The following is an 18841-nucleotide window of genomic DNA, read 5'->3' on the forward strand; positions in this document are numbered from 1 at the left end:
GAAGTCCTGGTGGATGGCGGCGGCCCTTGTGGCCGCCGCGGTGTTCGTCTCGCCGTCGGCGCGCGCCAAGGAGGCTCCCGCGCTGGTCGCGGCCGACCTGCGCCCGGGCGAAAGCCTATCTGGCCTGTGGCGCTATTCGATCGATCCCTATCGCTCGGGCGTGACGGACTTCCACGGCCAGCCGGCCAACGCCAGCGAGCGGCGCTATGCCGAGACCGACGTCGATGCGGCGATGCGCGAGGGCGGCGGACCGTTCGAGTACAACATGCAGGCCGCGCCGCTGACGACCCTGCCGGGCAGCTGGCTGACCCACTCGGCCGAGATGCGCCACTATCAGGGCCTGGTCTGGTACCAGCGCAAGTTCACGGCCAAGATCGAGGCCGGCCAGCGCCAATTCCTGCGGTTCGGCGCCGCCAACTACAAGGCTCGGGTCTATCTCAACGGCGCGTTCGTCGGCGAGCACGAGGGCGGCTTCACGCCGTTCGCCTTCGAGGTCACCCAGCGCCTCCGCGCCGGCGAGAACCAGGTGACCGTGGCGGTGGATTCGGCCGCCAGCGCGTCCAGCGTGCCGCCGCCCGTCACCGACTGGGAGAACTATGGCGGGATCACCCGCGATATCCGCCTGATCGCCACGCCCGAGACCTTTGTCGACGACGCCTGGGTGCGCCTGGGCGCCGACAACCGGATCCTGGTCGATGTCCGGCTGAATGGTCCGCAAGCGGCCGGGCGAACGGTGACCCTTCGGGCCTCGGCCCTGGGCGTGACCCTGTCCGGCGTGACCGATGCGACCGGCCGGTGGCAAGCCAGCGTCGCCGCGCCGAAGGCCTTGGTGCGCTGGTCGCCGGAGCGGCCCCAGCTCTACGACGTCGCGATCGACGCGGGCGACGACCACTGGCGCGACCGTGTCGGCTTCCGCACGATCCAGGCCAAGGGCAGCGAAATCCTGCTCAACGGCAAGCCGCTGTTCCTGCGCGGCATCAGCCTGCACGAGGAGGAGTTCGGCGCCGCCCCGTCGCGGACCATCACCCCGGCCGCCGCCCGCGCCCTGCTGACCGAGGCCAAGCAGGGGCTCCACGCCAACTTCGTGCGGCTGGCCCACTATCCGCACTCGGAAGTGACCACCCGCATGGCCGACGAATTGGGGCTGCTGGTGTGGAGCGAGATCCCCGTCTACTGGCTGATCGACTGGCCCAATCCGGCCACCCTGACCGCCGCCCGCAAGATGCTGGCCGAGAACATCGTGCGTGACCGCAACCGCGCCTCGATCGCGATCTGGAGCATCGCCAACGAGACCCCCAATTCGCCCGCTCGCAACGCCTTCCTTCAGACCCTCGCCGCCGACGTTCGATCGCTCGACGACAGCCGTCTGGTCGGCGCGGCGCTACTGACCGAGCGGAGCGAGGAGGGCGGTATGCCGGTCATGACCATGAACGATCCGCTCGCGGCCTCGCTCGATGTGATGGGCATCAACACCTACAATGGCTGGTACACCGCCGACCGGCTGTCGGTGGTGCCCTCGATCCAATGGCGCGTGCCGGTCGACAAGCCGCTGCTGTTCTCGGAATTCGGGGCCGATGCCAAGGCCGGCTTCCATGACGAGCGACCGGGTCCTCAGAAGTTTTCCGAGGAATTCCAGCGCGACTACTATCGGGCGACCCTGGCGATGGCGGCCAAGATCCCGACCCTGCGTGGCGTCTCGCCCTGGATCCTCAAGGACTTCCGCTCGCCGCGCCGCCAGAACCCGTATCAACAGGGCTGGAACCGCAAGGGCCTTGTCTCCGAAACGGGCCAGCGCAAGTTGGCGTTCGACGTGCTGGCCGACTTCTATGCCGACCATGCCCGGAAGGACGCCCAGAAGGACAGCAAGTGATGCAGGTCGATCGACGCAAGGTGATGCTGGGCGCGGCCACCGCCTTCGTCCCGGTGGGCGCGGCCCGAGCGGCCGAGGGTGACACCCTGGCCGCCGCCGCGGCGCGGTGTGGCCTGCGCTTCGGGACCGCCGTCGGCGCGAGGGGCTTCGCCAACGCCGACTATCGGGCCCTGGTCGAGCGCGAGTGCGCCGTCATCACGCCCGAGAACGCCATGAAGTGGCCGGCGCTCAGCCCCGGTCCTGACCGGTTCACGTTCGAGGAAGCCGACCGCTACGCGGCCTGGGCGGGAAAGGCCGGCAAGGACCTCCGGGGCCACACCCTGCTGTGGCCCCGCCAGGATCGGCTGCCCGATTGGGTCAAGACCTACGACTTTGGCCAGAAGCCCATCGAGGCGTGCGATCGCATCGTCGGCCGCCACGTCGCCACGGTGGCCAAGCGCTACGCCAAGCGCGTCAGCAGCTTCGACGTCGTCAACGAGGCGATCGACCCCAATACCGGCGGCATGCGCGAGAGCGTCCTGGCGCAAGCATCTGGGGGCCTTGGCCGCCTCATCGCCCTGTCGTTCCAACTCGCCCGCGAGGCCGCGCCCCAGGCCCAGCTGGTCTATAACGATTACATGGACTGGGGCACGGGCTCCGAGAAGCACCGTCTGGGCGTGCTGCGCCTGCTGGAGTCGCTGCGCAAGGGCGACATCCCCGTCGACGCCCTGGGGATCCAGGCCCACATCACCGCGCCGGCCGACAAGGGCTCGGCGCAGCGGCGCGAGCGCGACTGGCGGGTCTTTCTCGATGCCGTGACAGGCTTGGGCTACAAGCTGCTGGTCACCGAGTTCGACGTCGACGACCGCGATATCGCCGGCGACGCGGCCGAGCGCGACAAGCAGGTGGCAGCCTACGGCAAGGCCTGGACCGAGATCGTCCTGTCCTATCCGCAGACCACGACCTTCGTGACCTGGGGACTCTCGGACCGCTTCAGCTGGCTCGACAGTTTCCGGCCGCGCGCTGACGGCCAGCACAAGCGCGGTTGCCTGTACGACGACGACTTCAAGCCCAAGCCGCTACGGACGGCGCTGGTGGAGGCGTTCTCGGCGGCGCCTCCGCGATCGGCGGCCTAGGCTTCGTCGATCCGCTAGGCTCGCTCCATTCCGCTGCGGATCGCCGCCTTGTGGGCCAGCTTTGCTGCTTCGCGCGGTGAAGGTTCGAGCATGGCGGCTGGCGCAGCGTCCGCAATTGGCGCGTCTCAGCCGACTATGCGGACCAATGGAATGGCCGGGGAGGGGCGGACACATGAGGTCCTCCCCCTTTTTGGGGGAGGTGGCCCAGAGGGCCGGGGGGGGGAAGCGGGGCATATGCCGCAGGAGCCCCCTCAGTCGCTCCGCGACAGCTGGAGCATCTGAACTTCCGCTCAGTCCTGGCCCGCCATCGGTTCGCCATAGGGCGTGCCGCCCAGCGCGGGATCGCCCTTGCCCGAATAGAAGTTCATCGCCACCCGCTGGAACAAGCCGCTCGGACCCGTATTGATCGGCGGATGCATCAGCTGGGTCGGGAAGATCGGGTGGCGGCGGAACACCGGCCGGGCCTTGGAGAGCTCGCGGAAGCCCTCGACGCCGTGATAGCCGCCGAACCCTGAATTGCCGACCCCGCCAAAGGGCGCCGCGGCGTTGACCACGTGCCAGCCCCAGTCGTTGATCGTGACCCCGCCCGAGCGGGTTTCGCCCAGCACCTTGTCGGCCACCGCGCGCCGCCCGCTGAACAGGTAGAGCGCCAACGGGTCCGGCCTGTCCGCCACATAGGCGATCGCCTCGTCGAGCGTGCGATAGCCGATCACCGGCAGGATCGGGCCGAACACCTCCTCCTCGGCGATCCGCATGGCCGGGGTGATCCCGGTCACGACATGGAGCGGGATGCGACTGCCGCCGGTCCATGGGGCGCAAGGCAGGACCACAGCGCCCTTGGCCTTCGCGTCGTCGAGCAGCGCCCTGATCCGCGCGGCCTGGCGATCATCCACCATGCTGCAATATTCGGGACGGCCCTGGTCGCTGTCCGGATAGAACCGGGTGAAGGCGCGCTTCACCTCGGCCACGAAACGTCCGACCTCGGCTTCGGGGACGAGCGCATAGTCCGGCGCGACGCAGACCTGGCCCGACAGGACGACCTTGCCGTGGGTGACGCGCAGCGCGGCGTCGGCGATCGAATAGTCCTCGGCGACGATCGCGGGGGACTTGCCGCCCAGTTCCAGCGTCACCGGCACAAGGTTTTTCGCCGCCGCTTCCATCACCAGCCGGCCGACGCGTGGACTGCCGGTAAAGACCAGGTGGTCGAAAGGCCGGGCGGTGAAATCCGCCGGGTCGGCGACATCGTCGGAGAAGACCGCGACCTCGTCCTCGCCAAAGACCTCGCCCAGCAGCCGCTTGATCACCGCATTGGCGCGCGGCGTTTCCTCAGGCAGTCGGATCATCGCCCGGTTGCCGGCCGCCAGGGCGGTGATGAGCGGCCCGACGGACAGGTACAGGGGCATGTTCCAAGGCGCGACGATCCCGACCACGCCCTTGGGCTGGTAGGTGACCTTGAGCGTGTTCGGCCCGGCGAACAGTAGTTGCGGCATGCGGCTTTCGGGCTTCATCCAGCGCCGGAGATTGCGCCGGGCGTGGTCGAGCACCCAGATCGCGCCGATCACCTCGATCAACCGGCTCTCGAAGTGCGGGCGTCCGCCGAAATCGGCGCTGGCGGCGTCGGCGAACACGTCCTGGTAGCGCACCAACTGCCGGCGCAGCGCCTTGAGCTTCGAGATGCGCTCGCCCGCGCGGCGCGGCGCGGCGCGCGACGCGGCCTTCTGCGCCGCCAGCGTTTCAACGAGTCTGTTCATCGCGTCATCCCGCCGTTTTCGCGGCCTTGGCGGCCCTCTGGGCGCCGACCATGGCGATCATCTGCGCGGTGAAATTGCCGACCAGGGCGCGGCTCTCGCGCATCCGGGCGATGTCGTCCTCGGCGTAGCCCAACTCGCGGCAGACCTCCTCGTTCTGCTCGCCCTGTTCGGACGGGGCGCCGGGCAGGGGCAGGTCGCCGCCGGAGAACTTCCAGGGGCGGCCGGGCAGCCGGAACTCACCGCCCTGTCGGTCGGGCACGCGATGGGTCGCGCCCCAATAGTCGGCCCACGCGCTGTCGGCCAGATGCGCCGCGCCGCGAACCTCGCCGATCGCGATCTTGGCCTCGTCGAACTGGGCGTCGAGCGTCGCCATGTCGGGGAAGGTCCAGATCCACGCCTGGACCACCGCCTCCAACGCCTCGCGATTGGCGCGGCGCAGCGCCGACGTGGCGAAGCGCGGATCGTCGAGCAGGTCGGGCCGGCGCATCGCCGCCGCGAACCAGTTGAACGTGATCGCATTGACCGGGCTCATCGCGGTGAGGAATTGCTCGCCGTTCGGTCCGGTGAAGAACGAGCCGTCGGTCGCCCCCAGGATCGCCGGTTCGTCGCCGGGATCGAGGCCGTTGAGGTCCATGTGGGAATGCTCGTTCACCGAAAGCAGCGTCGCCGCCATCGCGACGTCGATGTGTTGACCCTCGCCGGTGCGTTCGCGCTGGTGGAGCGCGGCCAGCACGGCGATCGTCGCCTGCAGGCCGGCATAGACGTCCGCGTGGCTCAGCGCGTCGGTCCGCGGCGCCGTCAGGTTGGCGCCGAAGTGGCGCAGCATATGGTGGGTGAAGCCGGTCTCGGCCTGGACGGTCGGCGCATAGGCCATGCGCCCGCGCCATGGGCCGCCCTGACCGTAGCCCGAGATCGAGACATAGATCAGGCGCGGATTGCGCAGCTTCACGCTCTCATAGTCGAAGCCGAACGCGGCGAGCGTGCCGGGCCGAAAATTCTCGACCAGGATGTCCGCCTGCTCCACTAGCCGCCAGGCGATCTCCCTGGCTTCGGCCTTGTTGAGGTCGATGGAGATGTTGCGCTTGCCCGCATTCTGCTGGGCGTAATAGCCGGTCACGCCATTGGGGTTCATCGGCGCGGCAAGCCGCGAAACGTCGCCGCGCGGCGGCTCGATCTTGGTCACCTGGGCGCCGAGATCCTGCAAGGTGCGGCCGCACAGGGGCCCCGCCAGCACGCGCGAGAAGTCGACGACCTTCACTCCATCGAGAGGCGCGCTCATGGCTCAGCGTCCCTTGAACACGGCCAGGCCGGGGCCCTGTTTCATCAGGCTCTCAAGCCCGATCCTGAGGTCTTCCGAGGCCCACAGCGGCAGCTGCAACTCCTCCATCACCGCGTCCGCCGCCTCGACACCCTGGTCGGCGGCGAGGTTGGCGATCTGCTTGGTGATGCGGTGCGCCAGCGTCGGCCCGTTCGCCAGTTCCAGCGCGACGACCATCGCCGCGTCCTCAAGCTTCTCGTCGTCGACCACGCGGTTGATGATGTTCCACGTCTCCATCGTCTCGGCGTCGTAGCGGCGGCCGAGCATCGCCATTTCCTTGGCCCGGACGATCCCGGCGCGCTGGACCTGGCGCTGGATCGCGCCCATCAGCGGACTGAGCCCGACCGTCGCCTCGACCGAGCCGATCTTGGCCGACCGCGCGGCGATGATGAAATCGCAGGCCAGCGCGAGTTCCAGCCCGCCGCCGACGCAGACCCCTTGCACGGCCGCGACGATGGGCAGGGGGAAGGATTCAAGCTCGCGCAGGAAGGCGAGTGGGGACGTGGGGAGCCTGCCCGCCTCTCCCAGCGCCTCGGCCAACAGGGAGGTGTCGGCCCCCGCCGAGAAGTTCCTGAGGCCGCTCTTCAGCAGCACGGCTCTGGATCCCGCGTGCGTTGCGGCGGCGAGGCCGGCGCGGATTCCCGCCATCAGGTCGAGTCCGATGAGGTTGTGCGGGGCCAGCTCCATCGAAAGGACGGCGACCGGCCCTTCGTGCGAGACTTTGACGCCGATGGCTGCGGACATGCTGGCTCTCCGTGTTCTCGGACGTTCTTGCGACGGATGGCCTTGCCTGGGCAGGTGAATTCGTGTCACGGAGCAGGTGATATGATGCCAGGGCGCCCATCACTCGATTCCGCGATCGGACACGGGCTCCGGGCGTTGATCGACGAGCTCGAAGCGCAAGGCGTGGGCGCCGAGAGCCTGAGGCGCCGGGCGGGGCTGCGCGTGCTGGGCGGAAGCCTTACCCAGGCGCAGCGGCTAGCCGTGCTGCGCGCGGCCCATGAGCTGGCGCCTGATCCGCTCACCGCGCTGAGGGCCGGCGCGCGCCAGCGTGTGCATCACTTCGGCGTCTATGGCTTCGCGCTGGCCACCAGCCCGACCTTCGGCGACGCCTTCGCCTTCGGCCGCCAGCACCTTGAACTCGCCGGCGCGGTGTTGCGGATCACCTTCCGGCGCGAAGGCGAACACGGGCTCCTGCAGAGCGACAATCCTCGCGCGCTGGGCAGCCTGCTGCCGTTCGCGGCCGAGTTCTGGCGCGCCTCGATGGCGACCCTGATGGGCGAGATTCTTGAAGACCGCTTCCCCTCGAACCGGATGCGCTTTCCCTACTCGAGGCCTCGGCACTGGCGCGCCTATGCCGACCTTTTCGGCTGTCCGTTGGAATTCGAGGCCGACACGATGGAATGGCGTTTCGACGCCGGCGTGCTCGAACGGCCATGCCCCAACGCCAGCTCGCTCACCGCCAACATCTGTCAGGAGTTTTGCGAAGCGGTGATCGCCGGGGACAGCGGAGAAACCCCGCTGCTGCGCGAACTGCGCAGCTACTTCCTCGGCAACAGCGGTCGGCGCTGCACGGCCGGCGAGGCGGCGAGCGCCCTTGGCCTATCGCGTCGCACGCTGTTTCGCCGCCTGGACGATGAAGGCGCCGGCTTCCAGGACCTCCTCGACCAGACCCGGGCCACGCTCGCTTGCGAGTATCTCGAAAACACGCGCCTGGGCGTGGGCGACATCGCCGAACGCTGCGGCTTCGGCGACGAGGCCAATTTCCGCAAAGCCTTCCGCCGCTGGAGGCATCTCACGCCCAGTCAGTGGCGTGGGGCGGCTTGTCGCGCACTTGCCGAAGGTCCTCGCGGCGACGCTGCCGGCGGCTAGCGTGCCGATCATCGTGTTTGCAGCGCCGCTTTGAAGGTCGTGTCTCTGGCGCGATCGCGGAGTCCGCACCTGGCGCAAATCGGGCTTTCGCATGCGCCAATGCGCGGAGCTACAAGCCGCGCGCCTTCAGGATCGCATCCAGGCGGGGAAAGACGCGGCGGGCGTTGCCTTCGAAGATCGCATGCCGGTCGTCCTCGGGGATGTCGAGCGCGTCGACATAGCGCTTGGTGTCGTCGAAGTGGAAACCGGTCATCGGGTCGATCCCGCGTACGGCGCCGACCATCTCCGAGCCGAACAGGATGTTCTTGCTCTCGATGACTTCGGCCAGAAGCTTCACGCCGGGCTGGTGATAGACGCAGGTGTCGAAGAAGACGTTGTTCATCAGGTGGGTGTCGAGCCCGGGCTTCTTGAGCATGTCGGCCAGGCCCCGATAGCGGCCCCAGTGGTAGGGAACCGCGCCGCCGCCGTGCGGGATGATGAACCTCAGGTTCGGGAAGTCGGCGAAGAGGTCGCCTTCGATCAGCTGCATAAAGGCGATGGTGTCGGCGGCGATGTAGTAGGCGCCGGTGGCGTGGAGCGCGTGGTTGCAGGATCCCGACACATGGATCATGGCCGGCACGTCCAGCTCGCTCATCTTCTCATAGAGCGGATACCAGTAGCGGTTCGTCAGGGGCGGGTGACGGAAGTGGCCGCCGCCGGGGTCGGGATTGAGGTTGCAGCCGATGAAGCCCAGTTGGCTTACGCACCGTTCCAGTTCGGCGATCGAGCCGGCGAGCCCCGCGTCGGGCGACTGGGGCAGCATGCACACGCCCGCGAAGGTCTCCGGATAGAGATCGACCACCCGCTTGATCAGGTCGTTGCAGCGCTCGGACCAGGCGCGGCTGACGGCCTCATCGCCGACGTGATGGGCCATGGTCGAGGCGCGGGGGCTGAAGATAGTCATGTCGGCGCCGCGCTCGCGGATCAGCCGCAGCTGGTTGGCCTCGACTGAGTCCCGGATCTGGTCGTCGGAAATATCGGGATAGGGCGGCGGCGACGCCTTGGCCTCGAAGGCGCGCACCTGGGCCTCGCGCCAGGCGCTGTGTGCCTCCGGCGCTGTCGTGTAGTGGCCGTGGCAGTCGATAACGAGGCTCATGAAGCGATATCCTTGGGCGGCATGAACAGCCGATGGCGCAAAATGCCGCCTTGAAGGGCCGCTGTCGTATCGGATGACCGGAAGGGCTATGCGGTTCGGTTATAGGTCCCGCTCAGGGCTTCGCGGGCTGCTGCGCCAGGCGGTTCTCGATCTCGCCGACATAGCCGCGGGCGGCGTCGACGAAGGCCTGGGCGTTGCGGAGCAGAGGCGTGTCGCCTCGGCGGATAAGGCCTGCCGGCCGCGCGCGCGCCTCGGCCTCGAGCGGCAACAGACGCATCGCGCCGCGCAACAGATCGCCGGCCAGCAGCATGTGCGGCATCACCGCGATGCTGTCGGTGGCGTAGAGAATTTCGCGGATCATCGCCGCGGAGCTCGATCGCAACGGCTGGCGGGGCGAGACTCCCAGTTCGCCGAGCAGGACATCGATCTCGCGCCCGACGCGCTGGGACACGGTCGGCAGGACGAGCGAGTAGTCGGCCAGCGCGCGCGTCGCGTTCAGCCCTTGTGCGAACAACGGGTGGTCACTGCGCGCCAGCACCGAGATCGGCTCGGAATAGAAGGGCGTACGCACCAGGCCGTCGTCCTCTTCGATCGGATAGAGCTGGCCGATGATCAGGTCGATCTCGCGCAGGGTCAGCAGCGAGATCAGCTCTTCGGTGCGACCTTGGGTGACCCGCACCTCGATGTCCGGGCGGGCGATCTTCAGGCGCGCAAGGGCGCCGGGGAGCACGCCGGCCGCCGCGACGGGCAGGGCGCCGACCACCACCGGACCCCCGTCGCCGCCGTCCAGCCTGTCGAGCTCGTCCTCCAGCCGGCCGATCTCGGCGAGCAGACGTCGCGCCGAGGCCGCGACCGTCAGGCCGAAGGGCGTGGGATCGGCCCCGCGCGCGTGGCGGTCGAAGAGGCGCGCGCCGACGATCTCCTCGACTTCCTGCAGGCTCTTGGTCAGGGCCGGCTGCGAGAGACCCAGCGCCTTGGCCGCCTGCAGAATGCTTTCGTGCGTGACGATGGCGTCGATCACCCGCAGGTGCCGGAACTTCAAGCGCTGCTGCAGATAGCGTTGCACTAGCCGTCCTTCCGGTCTGAAGGCGCGCGAACACGGTCGGCGACGGCGTCTAGCAGATCGACCAGATCCTGCGTCGTCTCGGCCATCTCCGCGAGCCCCAGTCCGCCCTGGCGCGCATGAACCTCGACCATGGCGGAGGTCATCGAGGCGTCAAGGCCGGCGGCGGTCAGCATCTTGGCCGCCTCGACCATTTCCTCGCTGCGACGTCGACCATGCACCAAGGGCCGCGACAGCAGGTAGCGCGCAAGCCCGGGCCAATCGGGATGGGGGATGGTGTTGCCCAGCGAGGCCAGCACCTCGTCCTCGACGCCATAATGGCGAGCGCTGGCGAGGCTTTCGGTGACGATCGCTTCCAACCCCTTGACGAAGATGCTGCGCGACAGCTTGACGGCGGAGACCCGCCCGATCGTGTCGCTAGCGGCCTGGGCGGAAAAGCCGAGCTGGCTCAACAGCGGCGCGATGTCGGCGGCGTCCGGCCCCCCGAGCAGGATCGGCGTCTTCAGGCGCTTGGGCGCGATCGGCGCCATGACCGCCCCCTCGACATAGCGGCCTGACCCGGCGCCCAACACCTGGGCCTGGACCTGGCGTGTCTGGGGCGACACCGAGTTGAGATCGAGGAGGAAGGCTCGGCCCAGGTGCGGCGTGGCCGCGCGGGCGACGTTGAGGGCCTCTGCGGCGGTAACCGCGCTGATCACCAGGTCGCGGTCGATGCAGGCCTGGGCCAGGTCGGCGACGGTGCGCGCCCCGGACTCGGCGGCCGCCAGGGAAGGCGGCGAGCGTGGGTCGGCGAACAGCCGGTCATGCACCAGGATGTCGTCGACGCCCTGGGCCGCGAGATCGGCGAGGAGGACCTGGCCGACCTCGCCGTAGCCGATCAGGGTCAGGCGCGGGCTCATCCGCGACCATCCCATACCGAGGTCGGTACGAACACCTGGCCGGCCATCAAAAGCCGCGCCGTCCGCAGCAAGGCCGCCGAAACCACCTCGCCGTCTGGGGACAGGGTGAGGAGGGTGGTGAACTCGCCGGTCGGATGTTCGACCGAGATCGCCAAGGGGGCGGATGGGGGCGCCAGGGGGCGGACGGCGACGCTGGCGGCCACCGATCCCTCGAGGCAGGCCGCCGTGGCGACGCTGACCGCGCCGAACACCCCGATGGCCTTGTGCACCGTATGGGGAATGAAGCTTCGCGTGGACAGCGCGCCGCCGGCCGTCGGCGGCGAGACCAGGGTGACCTTGGGCACGGTGGTGGCGGTGACATCGCCCAGGTTCATCCGCCGGCCGGCTTCGAGGCGGATGGCCTCGACCTTGGCGCGCAGTTCGGCGTTCGCCTCCAGCCCGGCCGGATCTTCGTCCCCGCGCACCCCAAGGTCGGCGGCGCGGACGATGACAACGGGCATGCCGTTGTCGATGCAGGTGACCTCAACGCCCTCGATGACGTCGACGACATGGCCGGTTGGCAGCAGGGCGCCGCAGGTCGACCCGGCGACGTCGGCGAAGGTAATGGGAATGGGTGCGGCTGAGCCGGGGACGCCGTCGATGCGGCAATCGCCGTCATAGCTCACGCGTCCGCCGGGGGTCTGGATCCGGGCCGTGGCCAGGCCGTCGGTGTTTCGCATGAAGATGCGAACGTCGGTGTGTCCTTCGGCGCCGGCGACCATCCCAGTCTCAAGGGCATAGGGCCCTACGCCCGCCAGAAGGTTGCCGCAGTTCTGGCGGTCGGAGACCAGCGCCTCGGCCACCGAGACCTGCAGGAACAGGTAGTCAATGTCGGCGTCTGGACGCGACGGCGGCGAGAGGATCGCCACCTTGCTGGTCAAGGAGTCAGCCCCGCCCATGCCATCGATCTGGCGCGCGTCGGGCGAACCCATCGCCGCCAACAACACGCGGTCGCGCAGGTCCCTGTCGGCGGGCAGGTCCTCGGCGCGGAAATAGAGGCCCTTGGACGTCCCGCCTCGCAGCACCAGGCAAGGGATAGCGGTCTGCATCCTCAGGCGTCCTGGCCGTCGACATAGACAAGGCCGGCCGCCTCGAGCGATCCGCGCATCTTGTAGAGATCAAGGCCCAGCACGCCGGATGCCAACTGGGCGCGCTTGCCGGCCTCATTGGCTTCGCGAGCGGCCGAGGCGGCGCGGACGACATCCGCGGCCTGCCGTTCGACCACGACGACGCCGTCGTCGTCGGCCACGATCACATCGCCCGGTCGGACGAGGGCCCCGCCGCAGACGATCGGCACGTTGACACTGCCCAGGGTGGCCTTGACCGTGCCTTGGGCCGAGACGGCGCTGGACCAGACAGGAAAACCCATCTCCCTCAGCGCGGCCACGTCGCGCACGCCGGCGTCGATCACCAGGCCCCGCACGCCGCGCGCCATAAGCGAAGTGGCCAGCAGGTCGCCGAAATATCCGGCGTCGCAGCCCGAGGTCGGGGCGACCACGAGGATGTCACCCGGCTGGCACTGCTCGACGGCGACATGCAGCATCCAGTTGTCGGCCGGCGGAACCGAGACCGTGACCGCCGTTCCGGCGATGTGGGCGCCGGGCCAGATCGGGCGCAGCCTTGGGGACAACAGGCCGGTCCGTCCTTGGGCTTCATGCACCGACGCCACGCCGAAGGCGCCAAGACCTTCGACGGCCGTGGCCGCGGCGCGGGGAGGATTCTGGACGACCTTGTTCAATGCTCTGCCTCCTGAAAGCTCAGGGGAGCGGGTATCGATCCAAGCGGCGCGAGTTGGGCGTCGAGCGCACGGATGATCATGGGTCAGGCCCCTCCCAGAGTGTCTCCTTGCGGCGATCCAGGCGCGAGCGGCGCGCCGGACAGGCCGAGGTCGGATCTGGCTAACATCGCACTGGGGCAGCCACGTATGCATTTTGGGAGAGAGGTATAACCAAATCGGAGGTCATTGGCGTTTGGCCGCCAGCGACGGACGGTCCGTTATAGCCCGTTCGGATTTGTTATACCCGCTTGGCCCCCCGGCCTTGATAACGCCATGGGTTCGAAAGCCGAAACAGGCGGGAGGATCTGGTGGCGTCCATGCGATTTTCGAGCAGGGTTCTTCAAGGCGCGGGGCGTCTGGCGGCTTCGGTCGCGTTGCTGGCGTTCGGTGCTTGCAACCAGGTCCAGGCCCAGTCGCCCGGTCTGGCCGCGCTCGAAGCGCTGAAACCCGCCGCGACATGCGAGGCCCTGGCCAGCGCCGACGTCAGCGCCGAGGTCGGGGCCAAGACCACGATCACGTCAGCCAAGCTGGCCGGCGGGGGCGACAAGGCGTTCTGCGCCGTCCAGGGCGTGATCGCGCCGAAGATCCGGTTCGAGCTGCGCCTGCCGGTCAACGGCTGGACCCAGCGCTACCTTCAGGTCGGCTGCGGCGGGCTCTGCGGCGTCCTCAACATCCGCACCGAACATGCCGACGGCTGCACGCCGATCAAGGACGGCGCCATCGCCCTGGCCTCGACCGACATGGGCCATGAAGGCAAGGGCGGCATGGCGGCCATGGGCGACGGGACGTTCGGCGCCGATCCGCAGGCCCGGGTCGACTTCGCCTATCGCGGCGTCCATCTGACCGCGGTCGCCTCCAAGGCGCTGATCGCCAAGTTCTACGGCCAGGCGCCGAAGTTCTCGTATTTTTCCGGCTGTTCGGACGGCGGGCGCGAGGCGCTGATGGAGGCTCAGCGCTTTCCTGGCGACTTCGACGGCGTCACCGCTGGCGCGCCGGCCATGTTCTTCACCACCCAGAATACCTTCTACCACGCCTGGCAGGCGGCCTCGAACACGGGCGCCGACGGCAAGTCGGTTCTGATCGCCTCGCGCCTGCCGATCCTGCACGCCGCGGCCCTTGCCTCGTGCGACGCGGTCGATGGCCTGAAGGACGGCCAGATCAGCGATCCGCGCGCCTGCCGCTTCGATCCTGTCGTGGCCCAATGCAAGGAGGGTCAGTCGACGGACAGCTGCCTGACCGCCGCCGAGGTCGCCACAGCGCGTAAGCTCTACGACGGCCCGGTCGACGACAAGGGCCGCCACTTCACCTTCGGCCAGCCCCAGGTCGGCTCGGAAATGTCGTGGGCCGGCGTCTTCGTGCCGCGCTCTGTCGATGATCGTCCCAATAGCTACAACATGGCCGAACAGCCGCTGAAATACCTGATGGCGCCGACCAATCCGTCGGCAGCCTACAGCATGGCGAGCGATTTCAAGTTCACCGGCGAGCAGTTCCAGGCGCTGCAATGGGCCCATAAGCTCTACGACGCCACCGAGACCGACCTCTCGCCGTTCGCGGCCAAGGGCGGCAAGCTGATCATCTGGCACGGCTGGTCGGACCCGCACATCTCGCCGCTCGGAACCATCGCCTACCGCAACGCCGTCGTGAGCCAGATGGGGCAGGGCGCCGCCGACAAGACGATGCGTCTCTTCCTGTTCCCGGGGCTCTATCACTGCTTTGGCGGCGATGGCCTGTCGCAGTTCGACGTGATCACCCCGCTGATGGCCTGGGTGGAAGCGGGCCAGGCCCCCAGCCAAATCCTCGCCGGCAAGGTCGAGGCGCGGGACTTTGGTCCGCCGCCGGCCGGCGCCGACGTTCGCGCCATGGGGCCGCCCGGCGCGGGCCGCGGCGGACCGCCGATGGCTGATCTGCCGCCCTTGACCCCAAGCCGCGTGCGCCCGATTTTCGCCTATCCGCAGGTCGCCAGCTACACGGGCTCAGGTTCGATCGACGCCCCGGAGAACTTCGTGGCCAAAACGCCCGCCTCCGAACCGGCCTCGCGAGACGCCTATGCCGGCGCCTGGCTGACGCCGCGCTTCCACAATGACTGCGTGGTCGACGGCGCCGGCCTGACCTGCAAGCCGACCGCCAAGCCGTAAGGACGATCCATGGCCAAGCTCATCGGCGCGATCGGGGTCTCCCATACGCCTACCATCGGCTACGCCCGTGACCGCGACCTCTCGCGCGATCCCGTCTGGGCGCCGATCTTCGAGGCCTTCGCGCCGCTGAAGGACTGGCTGGCGGAGAAGAAGCCCGACGCGCTGGTGATGATCTACAACGACCACGTCACCGCCTTCTCGTTCGACCACTATTCGGCGTTCGCCTTGGGGGTCGGAGACAGCTACGAGGTCGCCGACGAGGGCGGCGGGCCGCGCGATCTGCCGCCGGTGCCGGGCCATGCGCCGCTGGCCCGTTGGCTGACCCGGGCGATCATGGCCCAGGACTTCGACCTGTCGGTCTTCCAGCACAAGGCGCTGGACCACGGCTGCCTGTCGCCCCTGTCGCTGCTGACCCCGCCGGGCGAGACCTGGCCGATCCCGATCGTGCCGTTGCAATGCGGCGTGCTGCAGTTTCCCGCGCCTTCGGCTCGGCGCTGCCTGAACCTGGGCAAGGCGCTGCGCAAGGCGATCGACGCATGGCCGGAGGACGCGCGCGTCGTGGTGGTCGCCACCGGCGGCCTTTCCCACCAGGTCCATGGCGAGCGGGCCGGCTTCAACAACACCGCCTGGGACGAGGAATTCCTCGACCTCCTGGCCGCAGATCCCGATCGCCTCGCCGACCTCACCCACGCCGACTACGCGCGGCTGGGCGGGTTCGAGAGCGCCGAGATCATCATGTGGCTGATCATGCGGGGGGCGTTGTCCAAGGACATCGCCTGCCGACATCGCACCTACTACCTGCCGTCCATGACCGCGATCGCCACGGTGCTGTACGAGGACGAGGGCCAGGACACGCCCGAACCGGAAGCCGGCGAGGTGCGCCTGGAGGCCGGACGGCAGCTGGCGGGCGCCGAAGCCCTGGAGGGCACCTATCCGTTCACCTTGGAGACCAGCGCCAAGGCCTATCGCATCAACCGCTTCCTGCAAGGGTTGGTCGCGCCCGCCGCGCGCGAGGCGTTCCTGTCAGATCCCGAAGCGGCGTTCGAAGCCGCCGAGCTTAGCGACGAGGAACGGCGGTTAATCCGAGAGCGCGATTGGCGCGGCCTGATCCATTACGGCGCCATCTTCTTCGTCCTCGAGAAGCTGGGCGCCGTCGTCGGCGTTTCCAATCCGCAGATCTATGCGGCCATGAAGGGCATGACGCTCGACGACTTCCTGGCGACGCGAAACGCCAAGATCACCTATTCGGTCGCGCGAACCTAGCCGCGCGCAAGGCGATTACATCCGGTTATAGGTCGGCCTTTTTATCTATACCGGTCCCGCTTTCCCCGCCTGCTAGCCAAGCAGGGCTCAACGAGAGCTTTTCGAAGCGGTCCAACGACGCTCCTCCAGGGCGATCAACAAGACGGCCGCCGTCTCGCATGATCCGGAGGGAACAATGACTCGACACCTAGCCCTGAAGCTGGCCCTGCTCACCACAGCCCTGGCGCCGATCGGCCTCGCCTCGCAGGCCCTCGCCCAGGACACCGCCGCCGCCGCGCCGACCACGACGATCGAGGAAGTCGTCGTCACCGCGCAGAAGAAGACCGAGCTGGCGTCCAAAACCCCGATCGCTCTGACGGCCTATACGGGCGAGACCCTCAAGGCGCAGGGCGTCGTCAGTGTTTCGGACCTGCAGAACCTGGCCCCCTCGGTGAACATCGGCCGTGACGGCTTTGGCGTGAACGTCAACATCCGCGGGGTCACGACCACCGACACCACCAGCAAGGGCGAGCAGGGCATCGCCTTCAACGTGGACGGCGTCGCCATTGGCCGCCCGACCATCCAGGGCCTGTCCTTCTTCGACGTCGAGCGGGTCGAGGTCCTGCGCGGTCCGCAAGGCACGCTCTACGGCAAGAGCAGCACCGGCGGGGCGATCAACGTCATCACCAACGGGCCCAAGGACCACTTCGAGGCCTCGGCCAATCTCGAATACGGGAACTTCAACACCCGTCGCGCCGACGCCGTGGTCAACCTGCCGGTCGGCGAGAAGGTCGCCCTGCGCGCGGCGGTGAACACCAACAAGCGCGACGGCTACATCATTCCCAGCGATGGCTCGACCGCGCGCAGCGACCAGGACGACGTCTCCGCGCGCCTCGCGGCCCTGTTCACCGTCAACGACGACACCAGCCTGCTGGTCAGCACGACGTTCGGCAGCGTCCGCGGCGTCGGCCCTGCGGCGGCGATCTACAACAACGTCATCACCAAGTCCGGCGCGGCCGCGCGCACGGTGCTCGGCAATCCGTTCGGCAGCAAGACCAACGAGGACTTCCACAACTACAACGTCGCGTTCAAGACCGCCTTCAGCGGCATCGCTTTCGACTATGTCGGGGCCCGTCACCTGTTCTCGGCCCACGACCGCACCTCCTCGACCAACGATCCGCTGGGCAACTACCAGGGGCCGCCGCCGGCCGCCCCGACCTATACGTGGCGTCAATATCGCGGCGACGTGGAGACCACCTCGCACGAAGCCCGCCTTTCCAACGCCGAGCCGGGGCGGTTGGATTGGGTCGCCGGCGTCAACTACACCAAGGAAGACATCCACGAGAGCGACCACAACTGGTCGGCGCGGGTCAGCAACCCGACCCTGGCCGGAAGCTCGAACGGCATCGATCCGCTCAACAACACCGTCCACACCTCCAAGGGCGCGTTCGCCCAAGGGACGTTCCACCTCAACGACCGCTTCAACCTGACGGCCGGCGTACGCCGCTCGTCGGACGAGGTCGACCGCAAGGGCACCTTCGCGGCCGGGCCGGGGCCGTGGAAGAACCCACAAGGGGGTGTCTGCGTCGCGCCGGACGACTGCGTGGGCGGCCCGAACAACGGCTATCAGAAGGCCCAGAAGACGACCTATCGTCTGGCCGCCGACTACCAGGTCGCCGAGGGGCAGATGCTCTTCGCCTCGATCGCCACCGGCTACAAGGCCGGCGGCTTCAACGACTTCGACCCCAAGACGGGCGGGGTCGGCGCCTATGAGCCGGAATCGCTGACGGCCTACGAGGTGGGCTACAAGGGCCGGCCGCTGCCCAACCTGCAAATCAACACGACGGGCTTCTACTACGACTACGCCAAGTCGCAGGTCTCCAGCCTGGTGAACATCTCCGGCAACTTCGTGATCTATACGCGCTCGGTGCCGGTGACGATCTACGGCCTGGAGACCGAGCTGAAGTTCAAGCCGACGCCCAACGACACGATCGACCTGGCCGCCACGCTCATGCACTCGGAGTTCAAGACGTTCATGGCCGGCCTGTTCCAGAACGTCGACTGGTCCGGCTACCGTCTCGACAAGACGCCCAAGCTGGCCCTGACGGGGGGCTACTCGCATGTGTTCGAGCTGGCCAACGGCGGCACGATCACGGCGCGGGCCTCGACCAAGTATAGCGCCGGCTACCTCGTGAGCGCCTTCACCACGCCGCAGCAGTTCAAGCAGGGCTCGTTCACCCGCTCGGACGCCACGATCACCTATGCGGACACCGAGGGGCGCTTCACGCTGACGGGCTTCGTCAAGAACATCGAGAACGACCTGCAAATCATCAATTCGCCCGGCAGCTATTCGGCCACGCTTCCCAATGCCGGGTCGGTGGGGATCAGCGAGCCGCGGATGTACGGCGTTCGCATCGGCGTCCGCTACTAGGCGATCGATCCCCGAGAGGAGGGCCCAACGCCTCCTCGGCTAACTGGACCCGGCGCTCGCGCCGGGTCTTTTTGTGTCCGGCGGCGGGCGGGCCTTTTGGTAATACCTCGCCGGAAAAAGGAATAACCCCGGTATCCAAGTCCTCCCCCATGCTCCCTTCCAACGGCGAAAACATGCCGAAATCAAAAGGGGGA

14 protein-coding genes are annotated in these 18841 nt (G+C 68.2%); 6 read left to right on the forward strand and 8 right to left on the reverse strand.

Annotation, left to right across the window (positions count from 1 at the left end):
* The first annotated feature begins 13 nt into the window (after window positions 1–13).
* Both AC1RRV_RS12450 and AC1RRV_RS12455 read left to right on the forward strand, forming a co-directional pair.
* Window positions 14–1870 carry a glycoside hydrolase family 2 protein gene (locus AC1RRV_RS12450; protein ID WP_492859950.1) on the forward strand — a complete coding sequence of 619 codons (1857 nt, stop codon included), beginning with the start codon at window positions 14–16 and terminating at the stop codon, window positions 1868–1870.
* On the forward strand, window positions 1870–2985 hold the full coding sequence (locus AC1RRV_RS12455; RefSeq protein ID WP_492859951.1) for an endo-1,4-beta-xylanase: 1116 nt from the start codon (window positions 1870–1872) through the stop codon (window positions 2983–2985). Before AC1RRV_RS12450 ends, AC1RRV_RS12455 begins: the two co-directional genes overlap by 1 nt.
* Window positions 2986–3275: 290 nt before the next feature.
* Here AC1RRV_RS12455 and AC1RRV_RS12460 read toward each other — a convergent pair whose 3' ends face one another.
* From AC1RRV_RS12460 to AC1RRV_RS12470, 3 genes are read right to left on the reverse strand one after another with little or no spacing between them, the layout of a single operon-like run.
* The gene (locus AC1RRV_RS12460) at window positions 3276–4736 is read right to left on the reverse strand and encodes an aldehyde dehydrogenase family protein (protein WP_492859952.1); all 1461 of its coding nucleotides are present in this window, start codon (window positions 4734–4736) and stop codon (window positions 3276–3278) included.
* Between the two features lie 4 nt (window positions 4737–4740).
* Window positions 4741–6015, reverse strand: coding sequence for a CaiB/BaiF CoA transferase family protein (locus tag AC1RRV_RS12465; protein WP_492859953.1), 1275 nt, complete (start codon window positions 6013–6015; stop codon window positions 4741–4743).
* Window positions 6016–6018: 3 nt separating this feature from the next.
* On the reverse strand, window positions 6019–6798 hold the full coding sequence (locus AC1RRV_RS12470) for an enoyl-CoA hydratase/isomerase family protein (protein ID WP_492859954.1): 780 nt from the start codon (window positions 6796–6798) through the stop codon (window positions 6019–6021).
* 135 nt (window positions 6799–6933) lie between these two features.
* On the opposite strand from AC1RRV_RS12470, the gene AC1RRV_RS12475 reads away from it, so the two are divergent.
* A complete protein-coding gene (locus AC1RRV_RS12475; protein ID WP_492859955.1) occupies window positions 6934–7926 on the forward strand; it encodes an AraC family transcriptional regulator in 993 nt (330 codons plus the stop codon).
* A 109-nt stretch (window positions 7927–8035) separates the two neighbouring features.
* Here AC1RRV_RS12475 and AC1RRV_RS12480 read toward each other — a convergent pair whose 3' ends face one another.
* The 5 genes from AC1RRV_RS12480 to AC1RRV_RS12500 form a co-directional block, all read right to left on the reverse strand.
* Window positions 8036–9061, reverse strand: coding sequence for an amidohydrolase family protein (locus tag AC1RRV_RS12480; RefSeq protein ID WP_492859956.1), 1026 nt, complete (start codon window positions 9059–9061; stop codon window positions 8036–8038).
* Window positions 9062–9173: 112 nt separating this feature from the next.
* On the reverse strand, window positions 9174–10127 hold the full coding sequence (locus AC1RRV_RS12485; RefSeq protein WP_492859957.1) for a LysR substrate-binding domain-containing protein: 954 nt from the start codon (window positions 10125–10127) through the stop codon (window positions 9174–9176).
* Window positions 10127–11023, reverse strand: a complete 897-nt coding sequence (locus AC1RRV_RS12490) for an NAD(P)-dependent oxidoreductase (RefSeq protein ID WP_492859958.1) — start codon at window positions 11021–11023, stop codon at window positions 10127–10129. Before AC1RRV_RS12490 ends, AC1RRV_RS12485 begins: the two co-directional genes overlap by 1 nt.
* Entirely contained in the window at window positions 11020–12111 is a 1092-nt protein-coding gene (locus AC1RRV_RS12495) for a 4-oxalomesaconate tautomerase (RefSeq protein WP_492859959.1), read from the reverse strand. Before AC1RRV_RS12495 ends, AC1RRV_RS12490 begins: the two co-directional genes overlap by 4 nt.
* Window positions 12112–12113: 2 nt before the next feature.
* Window positions 12114–12800, reverse strand: a complete 687-nt coding sequence (locus AC1RRV_RS12500) for a 4-carboxy-4-hydroxy-2-oxoadipate aldolase/oxaloacetate decarboxylase (RefSeq protein WP_492859960.1) — start codon at window positions 12798–12800, stop codon at window positions 12114–12116.
* A 356-nt stretch (window positions 12801–13156) separates the two neighbouring features.
* Between AC1RRV_RS12500 and AC1RRV_RS12505 the strand changes: the two genes are divergently transcribed.
* The 3 genes from AC1RRV_RS12505 (at window position 13157) to AC1RRV_RS12515 (ending at window position 18647) form a co-directional block, all read left to right on the forward strand.
* The gene (locus tag AC1RRV_RS12505) at window positions 13157–14974 is read left to right on the forward strand and encodes a tannase/feruloyl esterase family alpha/beta hydrolase (protein ID WP_492859961.1); all 1818 of its coding nucleotides are present in this window, start codon (window positions 13157–13159) and stop codon (window positions 14972–14974) included.
* Window positions 14975–14983: 9 nt separating this feature from the next.
* Entirely contained in the window at window positions 14984–16237 is a 1254-nt protein-coding gene (locus AC1RRV_RS12510; RefSeq protein WP_492859962.1) for a gallate dioxygenase, read from the forward strand.
* Between the two features lie 175 nt (window positions 16238–16412).
* Window positions 16413–18647: a TonB-dependent receptor gene (locus AC1RRV_RS12515; protein WP_492859963.1), complete on the forward strand. Its 2235-nt coding sequence runs from the start codon at window positions 16413–16415 to the stop codon at window positions 18645–18647.
* Window positions 18648–18841 lie beyond the last annotated feature (194 nt).

The sequence above is a fragment of the Caulobacter sp. GW821-FHT11E10 genome, assembly GCF_058808375.1.